This window comes from Arthrobacter sp. zg-Y179 (assembly GCF_020907345.1).
GTDB classification, from domain to species: Bacteria; Actinomycetota; Actinomycetes; order Actinomycetales; family Micrococcaceae; genus Arthrobacter_B; species Arthrobacter_B jinronghuae.
Genome location: NZ_JAJJOB010000002.1, coordinates 113,985 through 130,568, shown reverse-complemented (window position 1 = coordinate 130,568; position 16,584 = coordinate 113,985). Strand labels below are relative to the sequence as shown.

The window sequence follows — 16,584 nt, the reverse complement described above, 5'->3', positions numbered from 1 at the left end:
CGCTTTACCGGGGCCGGTTATCCGATCTCCAGGGCAGTAACCTTCCAGAGCCCGCGCCGCAGCTGAACCCTCAGCGCGACGGCGCGGGCTCTTTCGTGTTCCAGTGCCACGACCGTGGCCTCGTAGATTCCTTCCGACACCGGGCAGAGGCGGCAGGAACGGATGCGTATGCTGCGGTGCAGCAGCTGCGGATCGGGTGCCGTCCTGGACCGCCCCTGGGGGCTGCGTTGCAGCCCGCGGACGAGGTTGGTGCGCAGCTGCAGCCGTTCATAGTTTTCGGGATCGAGCCAGCGGGCCATCTGCTGCAGCGGACGGACACCGCCCAGGACCTCCAGCGCGGCAAGCGCCACGGATTGGCAGATGGCTTTCACCCGCGCGTCGTCGGCGGGGTTCGATGCCCAGTTGGCTGCTCCGGCGGCGGCGGCGGGACGGGCCAGCGGGTCCGCTTCCCCGCGGACACCGTAACGTTCGCGCGGCTGTGCCGGAACCGGAGCCGGAAGCTGCTCCTGTGAAGGGGCCAGATAAACGGCGATGGGACCGGCATCGCCGTCAGGGCCCGGTTGGCCCCGTTGCGCCGGTCCGGCCGGGGCATCGGGAGCGGGAAGGAATATCACGCTGGTCATGGTGCGTCCTTTCCTAGCGCGGGAGCGGTGCGGTTGGTGGGTTCCGGCGGCCGGCAGACAGCGGGGGAGAGCGGAGGAGAGGCTCAAGGAGGCGGGACTGCCAGAACCTGGCCAGGATGGATCAGGCCGGGATCCGGACCAATAACCTCCCGATTCAGTTCGTACCAGCGGGGCCAGAGCGCGGCAGTTTCTGCGTCCGTGGCCTGGGGTCCCAGCTGCGAAGCGGCGAGGGACCAGAGGGTGTCTCCCGCTGCAACCACTACTTCGCGCCCATCCGAACGGGGAACACCCGTGAGCAGGCCGCCGTCCGCAGGCTGCGGGGGAGAAGGACGCCAAAGCGGAGAAACGGCCGGATCAGCGGATCCCGGCGCCGGAGGAGTGGTCTGCGCGGGCCCGGCTCCAACCGGGATGCCCGCGAGGGTGAACGCAGGTGCGGGTGCCCCGGGTGCCGCTGCCGCGGTTGCGACTGCCCCGGGCGCCGCCCCCAGCGTCCCGCCGGCGGCCAGCGAGATCCCCAGCGCGGCTGATGCCAGCCGGCGCGCAGGTCCCGGGGCCAGGGAGAGGGTCCGCATGCCGGCCGTCCGGAAGCCGAAGCGGTGCAGGAGGCACCCGGCCAGGGCACAGGTAAACCCCAGCACCCACCAGAGCGTGAGCAGCAGGCCTGCGGCGGCGGCGCAGAACCCGGCCAGCTGCGTCAGCGCGGTCCGGGAAAGCGGAGCTTCGGAGAGCGGATCCGGGGAGAACAAGACCGAACCTGCTGCGGCAGCGTCCGGCAGCATTCGGGTTCCGCACCACAAGAGCACCAGGCCAAGGGCTGCTACGGCTGCGGTTGCAAGGGCATCCGCAGCCGGCGCGGGGCGGGAGGTGGATCCGGTCATTGCATTCTCCGATCTGGAGAGGAGAGCTGAGGTGCTTGGGCAATCCAGCCGTTTAGGCTTATTTGGTTCGTTTCGCTTTGGTCAGAGGACTTTGATAGCGCTAAAGGTTTTTTGGTGCCGTCTGGCCTGTGTGATGCCCGTGTCTACACTTCGGTTCGACCGGTGTCCAGAGTGGTTGAACAGGCTTCGTGGACGCTAGCCTTGGGCGATGCGATGGGACGCCCTGTTCAGGGACATGGAGGCACAGCTTGCCGCTGCTGCCGGGCTGGCGGCCGAAACCGAGATTTCGGACCGTGTGCGGATGGAACTGCGCGAAATCAGTTTGCAGGACAGACTGCGCAGCCAAAGCGGGAAACAACTGGTCTTCGATCTCGGAACAGCAGGGATGCTGCGGGGGACCCTGAGGCATGTGGGGGAAGGATGGGTGTCGCTGGAGCAGGAACGCGGTGCAGCTTTGGCGGTGTTGTCCCAGGTGGTTGCCATCAGGGGCATGGACCGGTTCGCGAGTCCGACGGCGGGGAAGGTGCGGCTGGGGGTGACATCCGCGCTGCGCAGCATTGCCCGGGACCGCAGCGCCGTCTTCGTCCGTTCGGCCGGGGCACCGGCTGACAGCGCCCTGCACGGGACGATCGACAGGGTGGGCAGCGACTTCCTGGAACTGGCGGTCGTACCGTCGGACCAGCCGCGGCGCAGCGCAAACGTCACGGGCGTCTATGTCCTGCCTACGGCCACGGTCGCAGCGGTGCTGTCACAACAGCACAACGGATGGGAGTGACCGGGCCTCGGAACCGGCCGCGCAACCCGATGCAGCTGAACCGGAGACGGGGAAACCAGCCTGCGGCTATTCAGCTCCCCGCGTTCTCCTCCACCGGGATGCCCTGCCGGACTGCCGCAGCGGACTTCCGGTAAGCCCGGGAAATATAGTCTTCGAGCTGCTGCGATTCGACCCGCCACTGGCCCCTGCCGCCGATCTGAATGGCGGGAAGTTCTCCACTGCGGACCAGGGCGTAAGTCTGCGAGGAGGATATGTTCAGCACCTCGGCGACATCTGCCAGCGTCAGGAATCTCTTATCGCCCACGGCACTCACCTTTCGCACCGCACCACTGCGGCTTGCACCCGTTGTATACCAGCAGCACCAGTGTGGCACCAGCAGGATGCCGCAGATGGGTTATCCACAGATTCGACTTTCCGGAAAACCACCGTTTCTTTCCCGCTGCACTTCCTCCACAATGGCCCGAATGAGGCCCCGGCAGGGGGCAAGGGGGAATGCAGCGGGAAACGGGGGAGCATGAGTCTGACTGACCAGCGCACACCGGGGGCGGAGCCGGCGGCGGCACGGCTGCGCAAGCCGTCATGGCGGGACCCGAGGCTCCTGCTGGGAATCCTGCTGGTGCTCGGATCCATCGCCGGCGTCGTGACGCTGGTGGACAGCGCCGACCGGACCACGGAGGTCTATGCCGTGAAGCACGATATTGCTCCGGGGGCGCCTATCGGCGCCGAAGACCTGGTTGCGGTGCCGGTCCGGCTGGGTAACGCCGAAGCGCTTTACCTTCCCATTGCCGCGGGCCTGCCGGAGAACGCCGTAGCAGGTGCAGCGCTTCGCGAGGGGGAACTGGTGGCCCGGTCCGCGCTGGTCGAACGGGACGCCCTGGACCGCAAGCCCGTCGGCCTGCGGGTCGAGGACCCGCTTCCTGCCAGCACCGAGGCAGGATCACGCGTGGACATCTGGGCCGCCATGCCCAATGCCCGCAACGGGTACGACGAGCCGAAACAGCTCATCGAAGCCGCCGAAATATCGGAGCTGGCCGTCACCGAGTCCGCCCTGGGCGCCAACCGCAGTACGGAGCTCCTGGTCCTGGTTGACGATTCGGACCTCCCGCTGCTGCTGAGTGCGTTGTCGAATCAGGCCAAGATCACCGTGGTCCACAACCCCGCATCAGGCTCGTGAATATCCCGGTCGCTACCGTGGGGGCGGCTACCGCCGGTGTCCTCGACGGGTTGGAACGCCTCCAGGGACCTGTCACGGTGGTCCGGCGGTGCACGGAACTGACGGAACTCGTGGCTGTGTCGCAGAGCGGGATCGTGCGTGCCGGCGTCGTCGCCGACGCGGCCGGGGAGCTTACCGCGGCACTGGCGGAACGGCTGGCGGCTGCCGGCGTGGCCCTCGTAGCGCTCACCGACGATCCTGTTCTTCAACCTCGGCTGGACGCCATGCGGATAGTCAATGCCCCCAGCGGAGTTGACCCGGGTGCGCTCGCCGAACTGATTGCCACTGCCGTTCGGGCCTTGGACCAGGAAACGGAAGGTGCGGCTGCGGTAGGCAGCAACACGCTTGCCGACCCTGCCGCAGCGTTTGGTGCCGGGAGCACGGGGCCGGTGCCAGCAGACGCCGCGGAACCGGACGGTTGCCAAGGAACTGTCACCGCTGTCTGGGGCCCGGCGGGTGCCCCGGGCAGGACCACGGTGGCCGTCAACCTGGCGGCCGAAGCGGCTGCCGCCGGCACAAAGGTGCTCCTTATCGACGCAGACACCTACGGCTCCAGCGTGGCGGTCAGCCTCGGCCTCCTCGACGAATCCGCCGGAGTGGCGCAGGCCTGCCGTCTTGCCGACCAGGGGCTGCTCGACGCCGCCGCCCTGCGCAGGATTTCGGCCAGCGTTTCCCTGCGGGGGCAGCGGCTGGCAGTGCTTACCGGCATCACCCGCTCTGACCGCTGGGTGGAACTGCGCCCCGCAGCGCTCGCGGGCGTCCTCGCTGCGGCACGCCGGGTTGCCGACCTGACCGTCGTAGACTGCGGATTCTCCCTGGAGACAGACGAGGAACTGAGCTTCGACACCATAGCCCCGCGCCGCAACGCCTCCACCCTGCTGGTACTCGATGCTGCGGACACCGTCTATGCCGTGGGTGCCGCCGACTCCGTGGGAGTTCCCCGCCTGGTCCGGGCCCTGTCGGATCTCGCCACGGCGGTTCCTGCCGCCGAGCCGCGGGTTGTGTTGAACAAGGTCCGGGCCTCATCAGTGGGACGGCAGCCCGAAAGCCAGCTGCGCGGAGCGTGGGAGAGGTTTGGGCCGGGAGGGGAAATCGCCGCATTCCTTCCGGCCGACTACGACGCCGCCGATGCTTCCCTGCTCTCCGGGACCGCACTGCTGGAGACCGCGCCGGCGTCGGTCCTCCGCGCGGCCATAGCGGAGCTGGCAGGCGTGCAGGTTCCCCGACGCCGCCGCGGCGCAGGCAGGACGGGGCAAAGTGACCTTTGGCGCATTCGCGGCTAGGCTCGATAAGAGGAGGCTGCAACGGGGCAGCCGGATGTAAGTACTATCGGAGGCGTATTACATGTCGTCAGGATCCCGCATCGCGGATCTTTTCAGTTCGGACACTTCCCTGGATGAATTCATCGGGAACTACTACGAGCATCTGGCGCGTGAAGATGCGCAGGCCTACGCGCCGTCGGTTCTGAGGGAACGGGCGCAAAAGCACATGGAACTGGCGCTGACCCGCGCCGAAGGCACCGCCGCCGTCGACGTGGTGGACCAAGGCGGCACCAGCGTCATCCTCATCGTCACGGATGACATGCCCTTCCTCGTCGACTCCGTCACGGCAGAGGTGGTGCGCCGCAACGCCGCCATCCGGCTCGTGGTGCACCCCATTTTCCTGGCTACCCGGGATCCGCGCACCGGGGAACTGCAGCAGGTGCAGCGTGTTCCCGCCGCTGCCGGCGTCTCGAGCGGAGACACTGCCGCCCTGCCGAACCTGGCCGACCTGCTGGGCGGGAACGGCGGAACCACCAAGGTGGAATCCTGGATAGCCATCGATGTTGCCCGCATTACCGACGAGGCCAAGCGCTCCGAACTGGTCGAAGGCCTGCAGAAGGTGCTGGGCGACGTGCGGATTGCGGTATCGGACTGGCCGGCCATGCGTTCGAAGGTGCACGAGATTGCCCGTTCCCTCGAAGCGGTGCCCGGTGCCCGGGACATCCCGGACCTGCAGCAGGCACGTGAACTGCTGACCTGGCTGGACAACGGTAACTTCACCTTCCTGGGCTACCGGGAATACGACCTCATCACCGAAGACGGCGAAGATGCCCTCCGTCCCACTGAAGACAGCGGACTCGGGTTGCTGCGCCTGCACTCCACCCGGCGGGTCCAGCGCCTGACCGGCGCAGGCCGCGCAAAGGCACGTGAAAAGCGCGCCCTGGTCATTACCAAAGCCAACTCACGGTCCACGGTGCACCGGCCTGCCTATCTCGATTACCTCGGCGTCAAGCGATTCGACGAGCAGGGCAACGTGAACGGTGAACGCCGTTTCATCGGTCTCTTCGCCACCGGCGCCTACACCGGCTCCGTGCGCAGCATCCCGATTGTCCGGGACAAGGTCCGCGATGTGATGCGCACCTGCGGTTTCCCCGCTGATTCGCATTCAGGCAAGGATCTCCTCTCCATCCTGGAAACCTACCCGCGCGACGAACTCTTCCAGATCGATCCCTCGACGCTGCTCGATACATCCCTGGCCATCCTTCGCCTGCAGGAGCGGCGGCGCACCCGCCTGTTCCTCCGGCCGGACATCTACGGCCGGTTCATGTCCGCCATCGTCTTCCTGCCCCGTGACCGCTACACAACGCCGGTCCGGCTGCGCATCCAGGACGAACTGCGCTCCACCTTCAATGCCGAGTCCATCGATTTCGAAGCACGGATGACGGAATCCGCCCTCGCCCGCCTCTTCTTCCGGATCCGCCTTCCCCGCGGCCAGGAAATCACCGACGTTGATGCCGCTGAACTTGAGGCACGGCTCGTGCAGGCGACCCGCTCGTGGAGCGAGGGCATCGAAGAGGTAGTCCGCACCCAGTTCTCCCGCCAGGAGGCAGAAAAGCTCTCCGCACTCTGGGCTAACGCCTTCCCGGCGGCCTACCGGGTGGCCTACGAAGTCGAGGATGCCCTGGAGGACATTGCCCGCTTCGAAGCTCGGCTCGCCCACCCGGAAACAGCTCCTGAGCTGTTCGTCTACATTCCGTCCGGCACCGACGGCGAGGGTCCCGAGGACGCCCGGTTGAAGCTCTACCTGACCGAGCCGAAATCGCTGACCCAGATCCTGCCTTTCCTGCACAACCTCGGGTTGGAAGTGCTCGACGAACGGCCCTTCGAGATCCAGCGCGGCGACGGCACGACCTTCTATCTTTACGATCTGGGCCTGGTATACCCCGCCGGCATCGATCCGATGGACACCGGTTCCCTGCTGGCCGAAGCCTTCCGTGCCGGTTTGTCCGGCACTGCGGAATCCGACGCTTTCGACCGGCTGATCCTGCGGCAGGGACTGCGCTGGCGCCAGGTAGTCGTCCTTCGGGCGTACGCAAAGTACATGCGCCAGGTCGGCACGGCGAACTCCTACGGTTTCGTGGCAGGAACGCTGCTGGCCAACCCGGACGTCGCCCGTGCACTGATCGCGCTTTTCGAAGGACGCTTTGATCCTGACCTGACGGAGGACGAGCGGCGGGCCGCCGTCGAGCACGCCGGGGCCGCACTGGAGGCCGGCCTCGATCAGGTGCCGACGCTCGACGCCGACCGCGTACTGCGTACCTTTGCCACCCTGATCAACGCCACGCTGCGCACCAATTTCTACCAGGACAAGCCGTACGTCAGTTTCAAGCTGAACACCGGTGCCATTGACGGCGCTCCGTTCCCCCGCCCGAAGTACGAAATCTGGGTCTACTCGCCGCGGGTGGAAGGCGTGCACCTGCGCTTCGGCGAGGTAGCCCGCGGCGGGCTGCGCTGGTCTGACCGGCGCGAGGACTTCCGCACCGAAGTCCTGGGTCTGGTCAAGGCCCAGACGGTCAAGAACGCAGTGATCGTTCCCACCGGAGCCAAGGGCGGTTTTTACGCCAAGAAGCTTCCCGATCCCGCCGTGGACCGCGGTGCCTGGATGGAAGAGGGAAAGAACAGCTACCGCACCTTCATCCGGGGCATGCTGGACCTGACCGACAACCTCGTGGTCAAGGAGTCCGGCGAGGAAGTAGTCCCGCCGGAGCGCGTGGTCCGCCACGACGGTGACGACAGCTACCTCGTGGTGGCTGCGGACAAGGGTACGGCGTCGTTCTCCGACATCGCGAACTCCATCTCCGCCGACTACGGCTTCTGGCTTGGCGATGCCTTCGCCTCGGGCGGATCCGTGGGCTACGACCACAAGGCCATGGGCATCACCGCCCGCGGCGCGTGGGAATCGGTCAAGCGGCACTTCAGCGAACTCGGCATCGATACCCAGAGCCAGGACTTCACCGTGGTCGGCGTCGGCGACATGAGCGGCGACGTGTTCGGCAACGGCATGCTTTTGTCCGAACACATCAAGCTCGTGGCGGCCTTCGACCACCGGCACATCTTCCTGGATCCGAACCCCGACGCCGCCCGGTCCCATGCCGAACGGCGGCGCCTTTTCGAGCTTCCGCGCTCGTCCTGGGCGGACTATGACGAGGCCTTGATCAGCGCCGGCGGCGGCATTTTCCCGCGACAGTCCAAGAGCATTCCGCTCTCCTCGGAGGTTCGCAGCGTTCTGGGCCTGCCCGACTCGGCAACCAAGATGAGCCCGCCCGAGCTGTTGAAAGCCATCCTCACGGCACCGGTGGACCTGCTCTACAACGGCGGTATCGGCACCTACGTGAAGTCCTCGGCCGAGACCTCCGCCGACGTCGGAGACAAAGCCAATGACGCAATCCGCGTGGACGGCCGTGACCTTCGGGTAAAGGTTGTCGGCGAAGGCGGAAACCTGGGCATGACGCAGCGCGGACGGATCGAAGCAGCCCGCGCCGGAGTCATCCTCAATACCGACGCAATCGACAACTCAGCAGGCGTGGACTGCTCCGACCACGAAGTGAACATCAAGATCTTCGTGGACCGGATGGTCGCAGCCGGTCGGCTGGATCCGCAGGAACGTGCGGAGTTCCTTCACTCGATGACGGACGAAGTCGGACACCTGGTCCTGCAGGACAACATCGACCAGAACATGCTGCTGCTCAACGACCGGCAGCGGGTCGTGGAAGCCAGCCCGAGTTTCGAGCGCCTGATGGACTGGCTCGAGGAACACGCGGACCTTGACCGTGAGCTGGAGGCGCTGCCCGGCAACGAGGAACTGCACGCACGCATTGCCGCGGGTGAGGGCGGCCTGACGTCGCCCGAACTGGCCGTGCTCGCGGCGTACGCAAAGATCGAGCTCACGAAGGCGCTGACGCGTTCGAACCTGGCTGATGACCCCTACTTTGCCGGTACCCTGCGCCGGTATTTCCCGAAGCAGATTGTCGAGCGTTTCGGGGACCAGCTGGACACCCATCCGCTGCGCCGCGAAATCATCTCCACCGTGGTTGCCAACGACATGATCAACATCGGCGGCATCACTTTCGCCTTCCGGGTGATCGAGGAAACCTCAGCGACCGAAGCGGAGGCGGCCCGTGCCTTCACCGCGCTGCGGGAGATCTACGGCATTGACAAGGTCCTGGCCGAACTCGGCGCCCTTCCCGCCGGCTTCCCGACGGAGACCTGGTCCATGATGCATCTGGACCTGCGGCGGCTGCTGGACCGTGCGGTGCGCTGGTTCCTCAACCACGTGGGCCGGGGAACAACGATCGCAGAGGACATCGAGGCATTCCGGCCCGTCGTCCAGCCGTTGCTCTCGGACCTGACGCGTTTCCTGCGCGGCTCCGATGCGGAGCGGGTGGAAGCCATGCTGCAGAAGGCCCGTGAGCTGGATATCCCGAAGGAACTGGGGACGTACTGGGCTGAGCAGTTCGAGTCGTTCGGCCTGCTCGACGTTGCCCGGTCCAGCAAGGCAACCGGAATCCCGGCTGACGAAGTCGCAGCCGTGTATTACGCCGTTTACGACCAGTACGGGATTGACGACCTGCTGAACCGGATCACGAAGCTGCCCCGTGAAGACAGGTGGCAGTCGCTTGCCCGCGCAGCCCTGCGCGATGACCTGTACTCCACTGTGGCGGACATGACGATGGCCGTGCTGGAAGCTACCCCCGACCGGTCCGGTGCGGATCCGTCGGAACGCCTGCAGGCATGGGAGCAGGAGAACGCCGACCACCTGCAGCGCGCGTCCAAGATGTTCAGCGAAGTAAACCGCCTGGAGGAGGACGACATGGCATCGCTTTCAGTCGCCCTTCGCCTGCTTCGTTCCATCGTCCGCCGCTAGTCCGGGGTAGCAGTGGCAATCTTTACCGATCCGATCAAGGACCATGCGGACTTCGGCCCCGGCGACGCCGAATGGCTGCATCTGCTGGTGGGGGACTGGCAGCTTGTTGCCGATCTCGCGTTCGCCGACCTCGCCCTGTGGTTCCCCGTGCCCGACGGCGGCTACGTGGCGCTGGCTCATGCCCGCCCGTCGACGTCGCATACGGTGTTCCACAGCGACTTTGTCGGCGAACGCATCCGTGCGGACCTGCACCCGCTGGTAGACGCTGCCTGGCGAAGCCAGCACATTGAGCGGTCCAGCGAAACCAGCTGGACCGCTGAAACGGCCATGCGGGTCGAGGCGATTCCGTTCGTCCGCAACGGCCGGACCCTGGCCGTGGTGACCTCGCACATGGACCTGTCCAGCTCGCGGATGCCCTCACGCCTGGAACTGACTTACCGGCAATGTGCCTACGACCTGCTGCGGATGGGAACGCTGGGCCTCTGGCCCGACTTCGCCACGCCCACCGGGTCGCGCCGCGGTGCTCCCCGTGTTGGCGACGGGTTGATCCGGCTCGATGCCGAAGGGATTGTGCAGTACGCCAGTCCTAACGGAGTCTCCGCTTTCCGTCGGCTTGGCGACATGGAGACGCTCGAGGGCCGTTCCCTTGCGGAGATCACCACGGCGCTGCTCAAGGACCGTCGAATGGTTGATGAAACGTTGCCGCTGGTGGTCACCGGGCGGATGCCGTGGCGGACCGAAATCGAGTCCCGCGGCGTCAGCCTTTCCCTGCGCGCCATCCCGCTGCGGGACGAAAAGGAACGCTTCGGTGCCCTGGTTCTGTGCCGCGATGTCTCCGAACTGCGCCGCCGGGAGATGGAACTGGTGTCAAAGGACGCCACCATCCGCGAAATCCACCACCGGGTGAAGAACAACCTCCAGACCGTCGCGGCATTGCTGCGGATGCAGTCACGGAGGATGGAGAGCGACGAAGGCAAGCTGGGCCTTGCCCAGGCCATGCGCCGGGTGTCCACCATCGCCCTGGTGCATGAGACGCTGTCCCAGGGACTGACGCAGAACGTGGACTTTGACGAGCTGATCGACCGCCAGTTCCGGCTGTCCGCCGAAGTCGCCTCGCCGACGCAGGAGGTCCGGACCCGCCGTGAAGGATCCTTCGGCGAGCTCCCGAGCGACCTGGCCACTCCGCTGGCCTTGGTCATCAACGAACTCGTGACCAACGCTGTCGAACACGGGCTGGCAGGCCGTCGCGGCACGGTCGGACTGGCTGCGCAGCGGCACGGCGAAGCCGGCCGTGAGGAACGGCTCACGGTGACGGTGACCGACGACGGCGTGGGCCTGCCGCCCGGACCGCGGCGGGAGGGCCTGGGCCTGCAGATTGTCCGGACCCTGGTCCAAAGCGAACTGGACGGCACCATCGAGTGGTCCGCAGGCGAAAGCGGGGGCACGGAAGTCCGGATCGAGATGGGCCTGGATACCGAGTACCGGCGTACCTGATCTGAGCAGGAATACTCCCGGTACAACAAAGGGCCGCTGCCAATGGCAGCGGCCCTTTGTTGCACCGGCATCATTTCCGCCGGGGAAGTCCTGCTTAGGAGGCGCGGCGGGCGCGGGCTGCGCGGCGCTTCAACGCGCGGCGTTCGTCTTCACTCATGCCGCCCCATACGCCGGCGTCCTGGCCGGTCTCGATTGCCCACTGCAGGCAGGTGTCAATCACCGGGCAGCGGCGACAGACACTCTTGGCTTCTTCAATCTGAAGAAGAGCCGGGCCGGTATTGCCCACGGGAAAGAAAAGCTCCGGATCTTTATCCAGGCAAGCTGCGCGGCTCCGCCAATCCATGTTGATCACTATCTCCTCTGAAAAGTTGACTCCTACGTGTTTGTGAAAACATTCACGAGCAACTACAAACTAAAGGGGCCGGTTTCGGCCCCTGATTTCCCTTGTTCTAGCGTGGCACGTCAGGCCTAAGCAAACAAGGGGTAACAAGCGGAAAATATGGCCGCAGGCCTGAGGGATGCATCACATTACCTGCGTGCAGTGAACCGTGAATTGCTATCGGTTCCAGTTCCGGAAGCAACACAACCGGACATTGTTGCGCCTTACCCCGGGTGTCTGACCGGCGGTCACCGGGACCAAAGAACCGGGCCGAACCGGCCCCTTCGGCGGACGCGGTGAAGAGCTGTCGGCTAGGCCGCCGAGCTCCTTTGTGGCTCCGAGGGAGACTATGTCCGGTATTCTGCCAGTGTGTCAACACCCCAGAAACCCCCCTCGGTGCACCGTGCCCCCGCTGTGCTTGCCATCGCCGCCGTACTCGTACTCGAAGCCCTTTGCCTGCTCGGCTTCGCGGCATGGTACGGCTACCAATTGGTGACCTCGACGCCGCTGTCCATGGGCGGCGCGGTCTTCACGCTGGTCTTCGCCGTCGCCCTCGCCGTGTGGCTGCTGGCAGTGGGGCACTTCTTTTTCCGCGGTTACCGCTGGACCCGCTCGGCAGCCCTGGTCTGGCAGCTCTTCGTAGTGATCCTGGCCGTTCCGACCTTGCAGGCAGGCCTGGTTCTGGCGGGCCTCGGATTGCTGCTGCCCGCTGCAGCGGTCCTCCTGCTCCTGTTCACGAAGCCCGTCCTGGCTCACACCAGCAGGCTCACGGACAGCAGCAAAACCTTTTAGGCACCGTCGCCCGGACCCGGTCAGCAGCATGCTGCCAGGAGTAAGAAGGCACACCGCACTGCCTGCCTGACAAGCCTCAGCCGGCCGGTGCGTACGCGGCCTGTGCCTCTAATACCTCCGTTCCCGCAACCAGATAGCATCTCCCGGGCGGACGGCGGGTGCCCGGCTCAATCCGAATTCCAAAGATGTCTCCATCTGACGGGGATTCGGGTCGAAGCAGTGCTCCGCGCGGCGCTGAACGGATCTGCAGGGCCAGCGGGACTCGCATTGTCAGCTGATGCCCGGGCGCAGCGACCAGGACAAGCCGGGCGCCACGGCTCTGCAACTCCGCCAGTTTTTGATGAAAGGACGCCGGGAGGGAATCTGCGTCGTCAACGAGGACCAGGAAGCGGCTCAGCTCGTTTCCCGGCTGATCCAGTATAGAGGCGGCCCGATCCATCTCCTCGGGCCCCGACACGAGCCGGCATTGCAGTGCGGGGTCCGCAGACCGTTGAAGCTGGCGCAGGAAAGAACTCCGACCCGAGCCGCGCGGACCCGCGACGAGGTACACCGAGCCGGACGGTATCCGAACTGCGGCGGTCTCCAACTCGTCTCCGGATACCCCCACGGGCACCCAGTCAGCCGACGCAGGCGGGCCCAGAGCCTCAGGCAGAACAAACGCGGGCAGGCTTTCGATGCGATGGGGCCGCTCAGTGCCGGGCGGCAGCGGGAGCCACTGCTCCGGATGAAGCGGTACCTCCGGAACGAGCAACTGCGCTGACAGGCCTTCGGTGGTTCCGCATCTTCCCTGTACCAGCGCCCGCTGTTTCACCCGATCCATGGGTGGAAGCCGGGGCCAGGCCAGCAGTGTCTCGGCACTCGCGTCCGCCGGGAAGAACATACGGTTGGGGACAAGCGGAAAGAAACGGGCATTGAGGACTTCCCGGTCGCCTGCGAGGACTACACATATGTCGGCGCGTTCCCCGTCCCGGATGAGGTCGGCCAGGTCATCTTCGCCGGACAGCCCACGGCCGTTGCGGAAGGCAGCGCACCAACGGGCCCAACCGGTGATGATGAGCGTCATTCCCGGGGCGGTCCCGCAGGTCCCGCCGGTCACCCCGGGAGCCCGCGGTGCTGTCGGCGCTGTGGGCGTCAGGCGCTGCAGGACTTCGGCTGCGAGGTAGGCAAGAACCCGTTCAGCACGCCGGATGTCCTGGGGGACGACATAGGCACCGGTTTGATCTGCTGCGGCGAGCCAGGCAAGACTGCCGTCCGCGTCCAAAACGTAAATATGCCTTCCGGGCAGTTCGGTGAGGTGCCTCGCAGCGACGAGGCCGAGGGAATCCGGCGCCCCCGACCTGGCGGTACCGAGCAGCGCCAAATGTGAGTCCCTGCCGGGATGCCAGTCCAGGACCCGACGGCGTTGTTTTTCAGGTTCGTCCAGCAGGCCGAGCAGGAGCCCCTGAGACAGGGGCTCCTGCCTGTCCGCAATGCTGCGGTTGAGGAGGTCCGTGGTCAGGGTGGAGGGGAGTGGCGGCTGCACGGGCCTGAAAGGAGCCGGATATCTCCCGATGTCCGCGGCCGCCCGGATAGCCGAAACCGTCCGCTTCAGGGCGTCCGGATCCCCGGTGGCTTTCGTTACGGACCCGGTTCCGGCGGATACGAGGTATTCATGCAGCTCCATCAGGAGGCTTTCGCCGGTGCCGCTGCACAGGGAGGTCGAAAGGCTTTGGAATGCGTTGGGCGGGCGGCCGCCCCGGCTCAGGAATGCCCGCCCCGGATTGTCCGGAGGGATGGCTGCAGCGGAATCGGTATTGATGACGTCGCGGGACTCGGCAGCAGACTGGACACGCAGGGCAATGCTCGTGGCCAGGTTCGCCCTGATGTCGGTGGTGATGGCTCCCTGCGGGCGTTGGGTTGCCAAAAGGAGATGCAGTCCGAGGGAGCGCCCGATGGCCGCAATCCGAAGCAGCTCGGGCAGCGCAGTGGGCACCTCATCGGCGAGCATTCGGAACTCGTCGACCACTACCAGCAACCGGGGGAGTTCCTCCTTCCGGGAACGCCCCGAATTGTAGGCGGACAAGTTGTCCGCTTCCGCGCCGGCCAGGAGTGCCTCCCGGCGTCGGACCTCCGCCCGCAGGGAGACAAGTGCACGGGCCACGTTTGCGGCCGAAAAATCGGTCAGGAGCCCCACTGAATGCGGCAGAGCCGCAAGGGGGCCGAGTCCGGACCCACCCTTGAAGTCGATGAGCAGGACGGCGAAGGAAGTGGGAGGAAGCGAAGCAGCCAGGGAGCCCACGAAGGTGCGCAGGAATTCGGATTTACCCGACCCGGTAGTGCCTGCCACCAGGAAGTGCGGACCGTCCTTTTCCAGATCCAGGGTTACCGGACCTGACGACGCCACCCCGACGACGGCGCCTCGGGACCCGTGTAGCCATCGGTCCAGAAGCAGTTCCGCCGACGGTGCGTGGAACTCTTCGAAAGCCGCTGCAGGCGGAAGCATTCCGGGTCCGCCGGTCTGGACGGCGTGCGGCACCGGACGCGGGTGCGCCGCGAGCGCCCGACTGAGCCGCTCGAAGGTTCGACGCTGGACCAGGTCCGGGACAAAATTCAAGGTGCTGGTGCCGGACACGAGGGTTCCGCGGCCGGCCAGGAGCGATACGGTCACGGGCGCCGGCGGTCCTCCGCTTCTGACGATGGTCGTATGTGCCCGTTGGGAATCGGGCAGGCCTTGAAGCAACTGCCCGGCGTACTCCGCCCAGGAGCGGTGGATAAACAGCATCAAGGCGGCGGGTCCGTCTGCGGTCCCCGCCGGAAGATCGGCAACTAGGGTGCGCAGCCGGGCAGTGGCGGCGGGCACGGTCATCGGGGAAGCAGCGGGCAATGCTGCCAGCCCGACGCCGGGCAGGAACCTGGCGCCCAGCTCAAGCTCCGACGCTGTTCCGAGGCACAGGATGTGCAGCCCGGTCCCCGCGGCCGCCTGCAGGAGGATTGTTCTGCCCGCGGCAGCAGTGTCCCGCAGGGAGCCTTCCAGACAGATGTCCCGGTCCTTCCCCAGGGCAAGGACGACCGGTGCCTCCGGGATCTGCGGCGGGGAGAAGCGCGGTGGTGCGGGTACCACGGCAAGGTTTGCGGGCTGGTCCCCGGCACCGATCCGGACCGGGTACAGGCCGGGGGAACCCGTGACGCCGCCGGAAGGATGGCCCAGTTCAGCAGCCAAGGCAGTTGCTCCGGGGTCCGGTGCAGCCAGCCGGCGACGCCTGCCGTCCTCCCGGGCTGCCTCGGCAACGTCGGCGGCGTGCTCCCGGCGTCGGCGCCGGGATCCGCTGGCCGCGATCAAGGCCGTGACCGCGGAAACTGCGCTGAAGGCCAGGAACATCCACATTCCCGTGGCCAGCGCCAGGACTATTCCGAGGAGCAGAGGAAGCAGGGCCCCGGCCAGGAGAAGTCCGGTCCTTTGCCCCTGTTCCGCGAACCGGACACTCAGCGGTTCGAAGGGGTTATCCGCCGGGGCCTCGACTTCCCGGCGGGCTCCGGGAATATACAGACGGCAGCTGCTGTAGCCGAGCCGGATGATTGATCCGGTGTCCACAGCGGCCGTGCGGATGCGGCGTCCATCGACCCAGGTGCCATTGGCCGATCCGGAATCCCGGATGGACACGGACTCCGCTCCCACCACAAGCTGCGCGTGGTTCCGGGAGAGGGCCGGGTCTGCGATGCCGACCCGGGGTCCCATTCCTGCCGCCACTGCAGCCATGCGGCCGATGGTGTAGGTTCCCCGCTGCAGGCAGATGATGTTTCCGGCGTCCGGCCCGGCGCAGACCGCCAGAAGCAGCGGGGCCGCAACGACGCCGGACGTACCGGCGGGTGGTCCTTTCGTCGATGCGGGGGAAGACAGAATCGCCGCCCCGTTGACCAGCGGGGACGTGCCCGGGGTCAGATCCTGCACCCTGGTTCCGCGGACCGTATAGAGGGCCTGCCCATAGCGCTCCTCGAGCAGGGCGGCGACGCTGCTTCCGGTAGAGGCCTGAGTGATGTTCATCACCAGCGCACGGGGGCTGCTGCGCTCCGGCGTACCTGGCAGGTGCCCGCCGGGTGCCGCGGTAAGGGTCACGTGAAGCAGCACTATCCCTCCCAAATTTCCTTCAAGTACGTTCGGTTCCTCGCCGAAGCGATCAGCCTATACAGGCTGCGCCAGGTCCTGCCGCTGCGGCCGGGGCCCGGGTGTTGCCGTCCCTGTGCATGCGCCTGTGGAGGGAAGGTCG

11 protein-coding genes are annotated in these 16,584 nt (G+C 66.4%); 6 read left to right on the top strand and 5 right to left on the bottom strand.

Features of this window, described 5'->3' with window-relative positions:
* Positions 1 to 17 precede the first annotated feature (17 nt).
* Positions 18 to 623 (bottom strand): Rv3235 family protein, encoded by a 606-nt coding sequence (locus LOC56_RS00975; protein ID WP_229949684.1) that lies wholly within the window; start codon positions 621 to 623, stop codon positions 18 to 20.
* Positions 624 to 706: 83 nt separating this feature from the next.
* Complete coding sequence (locus LOC56_RS00970) at positions 707 to 1,501, bottom strand: LysM peptidoglycan-binding domain-containing protein (protein ID WP_229949682.1); 795 nt, start codon at positions 1,499 to 1,501, stop codon at positions 707 to 709.
* 208 nt (positions 1,502 to 1,709) lie between these two features.
* Between LOC56_RS00970 and LOC56_RS00965 the strand changes: the two genes are divergently transcribed.
* Positions 1,710 to 2,276, top strand: a complete 567-nt coding sequence (locus LOC56_RS00965; protein WP_229949680.1) for a hypothetical protein — start codon at positions 1,710 to 1,712, stop codon at positions 2,274 to 2,276.
* A 70-nt stretch (positions 2,277 to 2,346) separates the two neighbouring features.
* Here LOC56_RS00965 and LOC56_RS00960 read toward each other — a convergent pair whose 3' ends face one another.
* Positions 2,347 to 2,580, bottom strand: a complete 234-nt coding sequence (locus LOC56_RS00960) for a helix-turn-helix domain-containing protein (protein WP_227918361.1) — start codon at positions 2,578 to 2,580, stop codon at positions 2,347 to 2,349.
* A 210-nt stretch (positions 2,581 to 2,790) separates the two neighbouring features.
* On the opposite strand from LOC56_RS00960, the gene LOC56_RS00955 reads away from it, so the two are divergent.
* The 4 genes from LOC56_RS00955 to LOC56_RS00940 all read left to right on the top strand — a co-directional run bounded on the left by LOC56_RS00955 (position 2,791) and on the right by LOC56_RS00940 (position 11,169).
* Positions 2,791 to 3,450 (top strand): SAF domain-containing protein, encoded by a 660-nt coding sequence (locus LOC56_RS00955; protein ID WP_229949678.1) that lies wholly within the window; start codon positions 2,791 to 2,793, stop codon positions 3,448 to 3,450.
* A complete protein-coding gene (locus tag LOC56_RS00950) occupies positions 3,447 to 4,772 on the top strand; it encodes an AAA family ATPase (RefSeq protein WP_229949676.1) in 1,326 nt (441 codons plus the stop codon). The genes LOC56_RS00955 and LOC56_RS00950 overlap by 4 nt, the downstream gene beginning before the upstream one ends.
* A 61-nt stretch (positions 4,773 to 4,833) precedes the next feature.
* Positions 4,834 to 9,675 carry an NAD-glutamate dehydrogenase gene (locus LOC56_RS00945; protein WP_229949674.1) on the top strand — a complete coding sequence of 1,614 codons (4,842 nt, stop codon included), beginning with the start codon at positions 4,834 to 4,836 and terminating at the stop codon, positions 9,673 to 9,675.
* 12 nt (positions 9,676 to 9,687) lie between these two features.
* Entirely contained in the window at positions 9,688 to 11,169 is a 1,482-nt protein-coding gene (locus tag LOC56_RS00940; protein ID WP_229949673.1) for a sensor histidine kinase, read from the top strand.
* Between the two features lie 94 nt (positions 11,170 to 11,263).
* Here LOC56_RS00940 and LOC56_RS00935 read toward each other — a convergent pair whose 3' ends face one another.
* Positions 11,264 to 11,512, bottom strand: a complete 249-nt coding sequence (locus LOC56_RS00935) for a WhiB family transcriptional regulator (protein ID WP_055239553.1) — start codon at positions 11,510 to 11,512, stop codon at positions 11,264 to 11,266.
* Positions 11,513 to 11,917: 405 nt separating this feature from the next.
* On the opposite strand from LOC56_RS00935, the gene LOC56_RS00930 reads away from it, so the two are divergent.
* Positions 11,918 to 12,340, top strand: a complete 423-nt coding sequence (locus LOC56_RS00930; RefSeq protein ID WP_229949671.1) for a hypothetical protein — start codon at positions 11,918 to 11,920, stop codon at positions 12,338 to 12,340.
* Positions 12,341 to 12,416: 76 nt separating this feature from the next.
* Here the strand turns inward: LOC56_RS00930 and LOC56_RS00925 are convergent, their stop codons facing one another.
* Complete coding sequence (locus tag LOC56_RS00925; protein WP_229949667.1) at positions 12,417 to 16,433, bottom strand: FtsK/SpoIIIE domain-containing protein; 4,017 nt, start codon at positions 16,431 to 16,433, stop codon at positions 12,417 to 12,419.
* Positions 16,434 to 16,584: the final 151 nt, after the last annotated feature.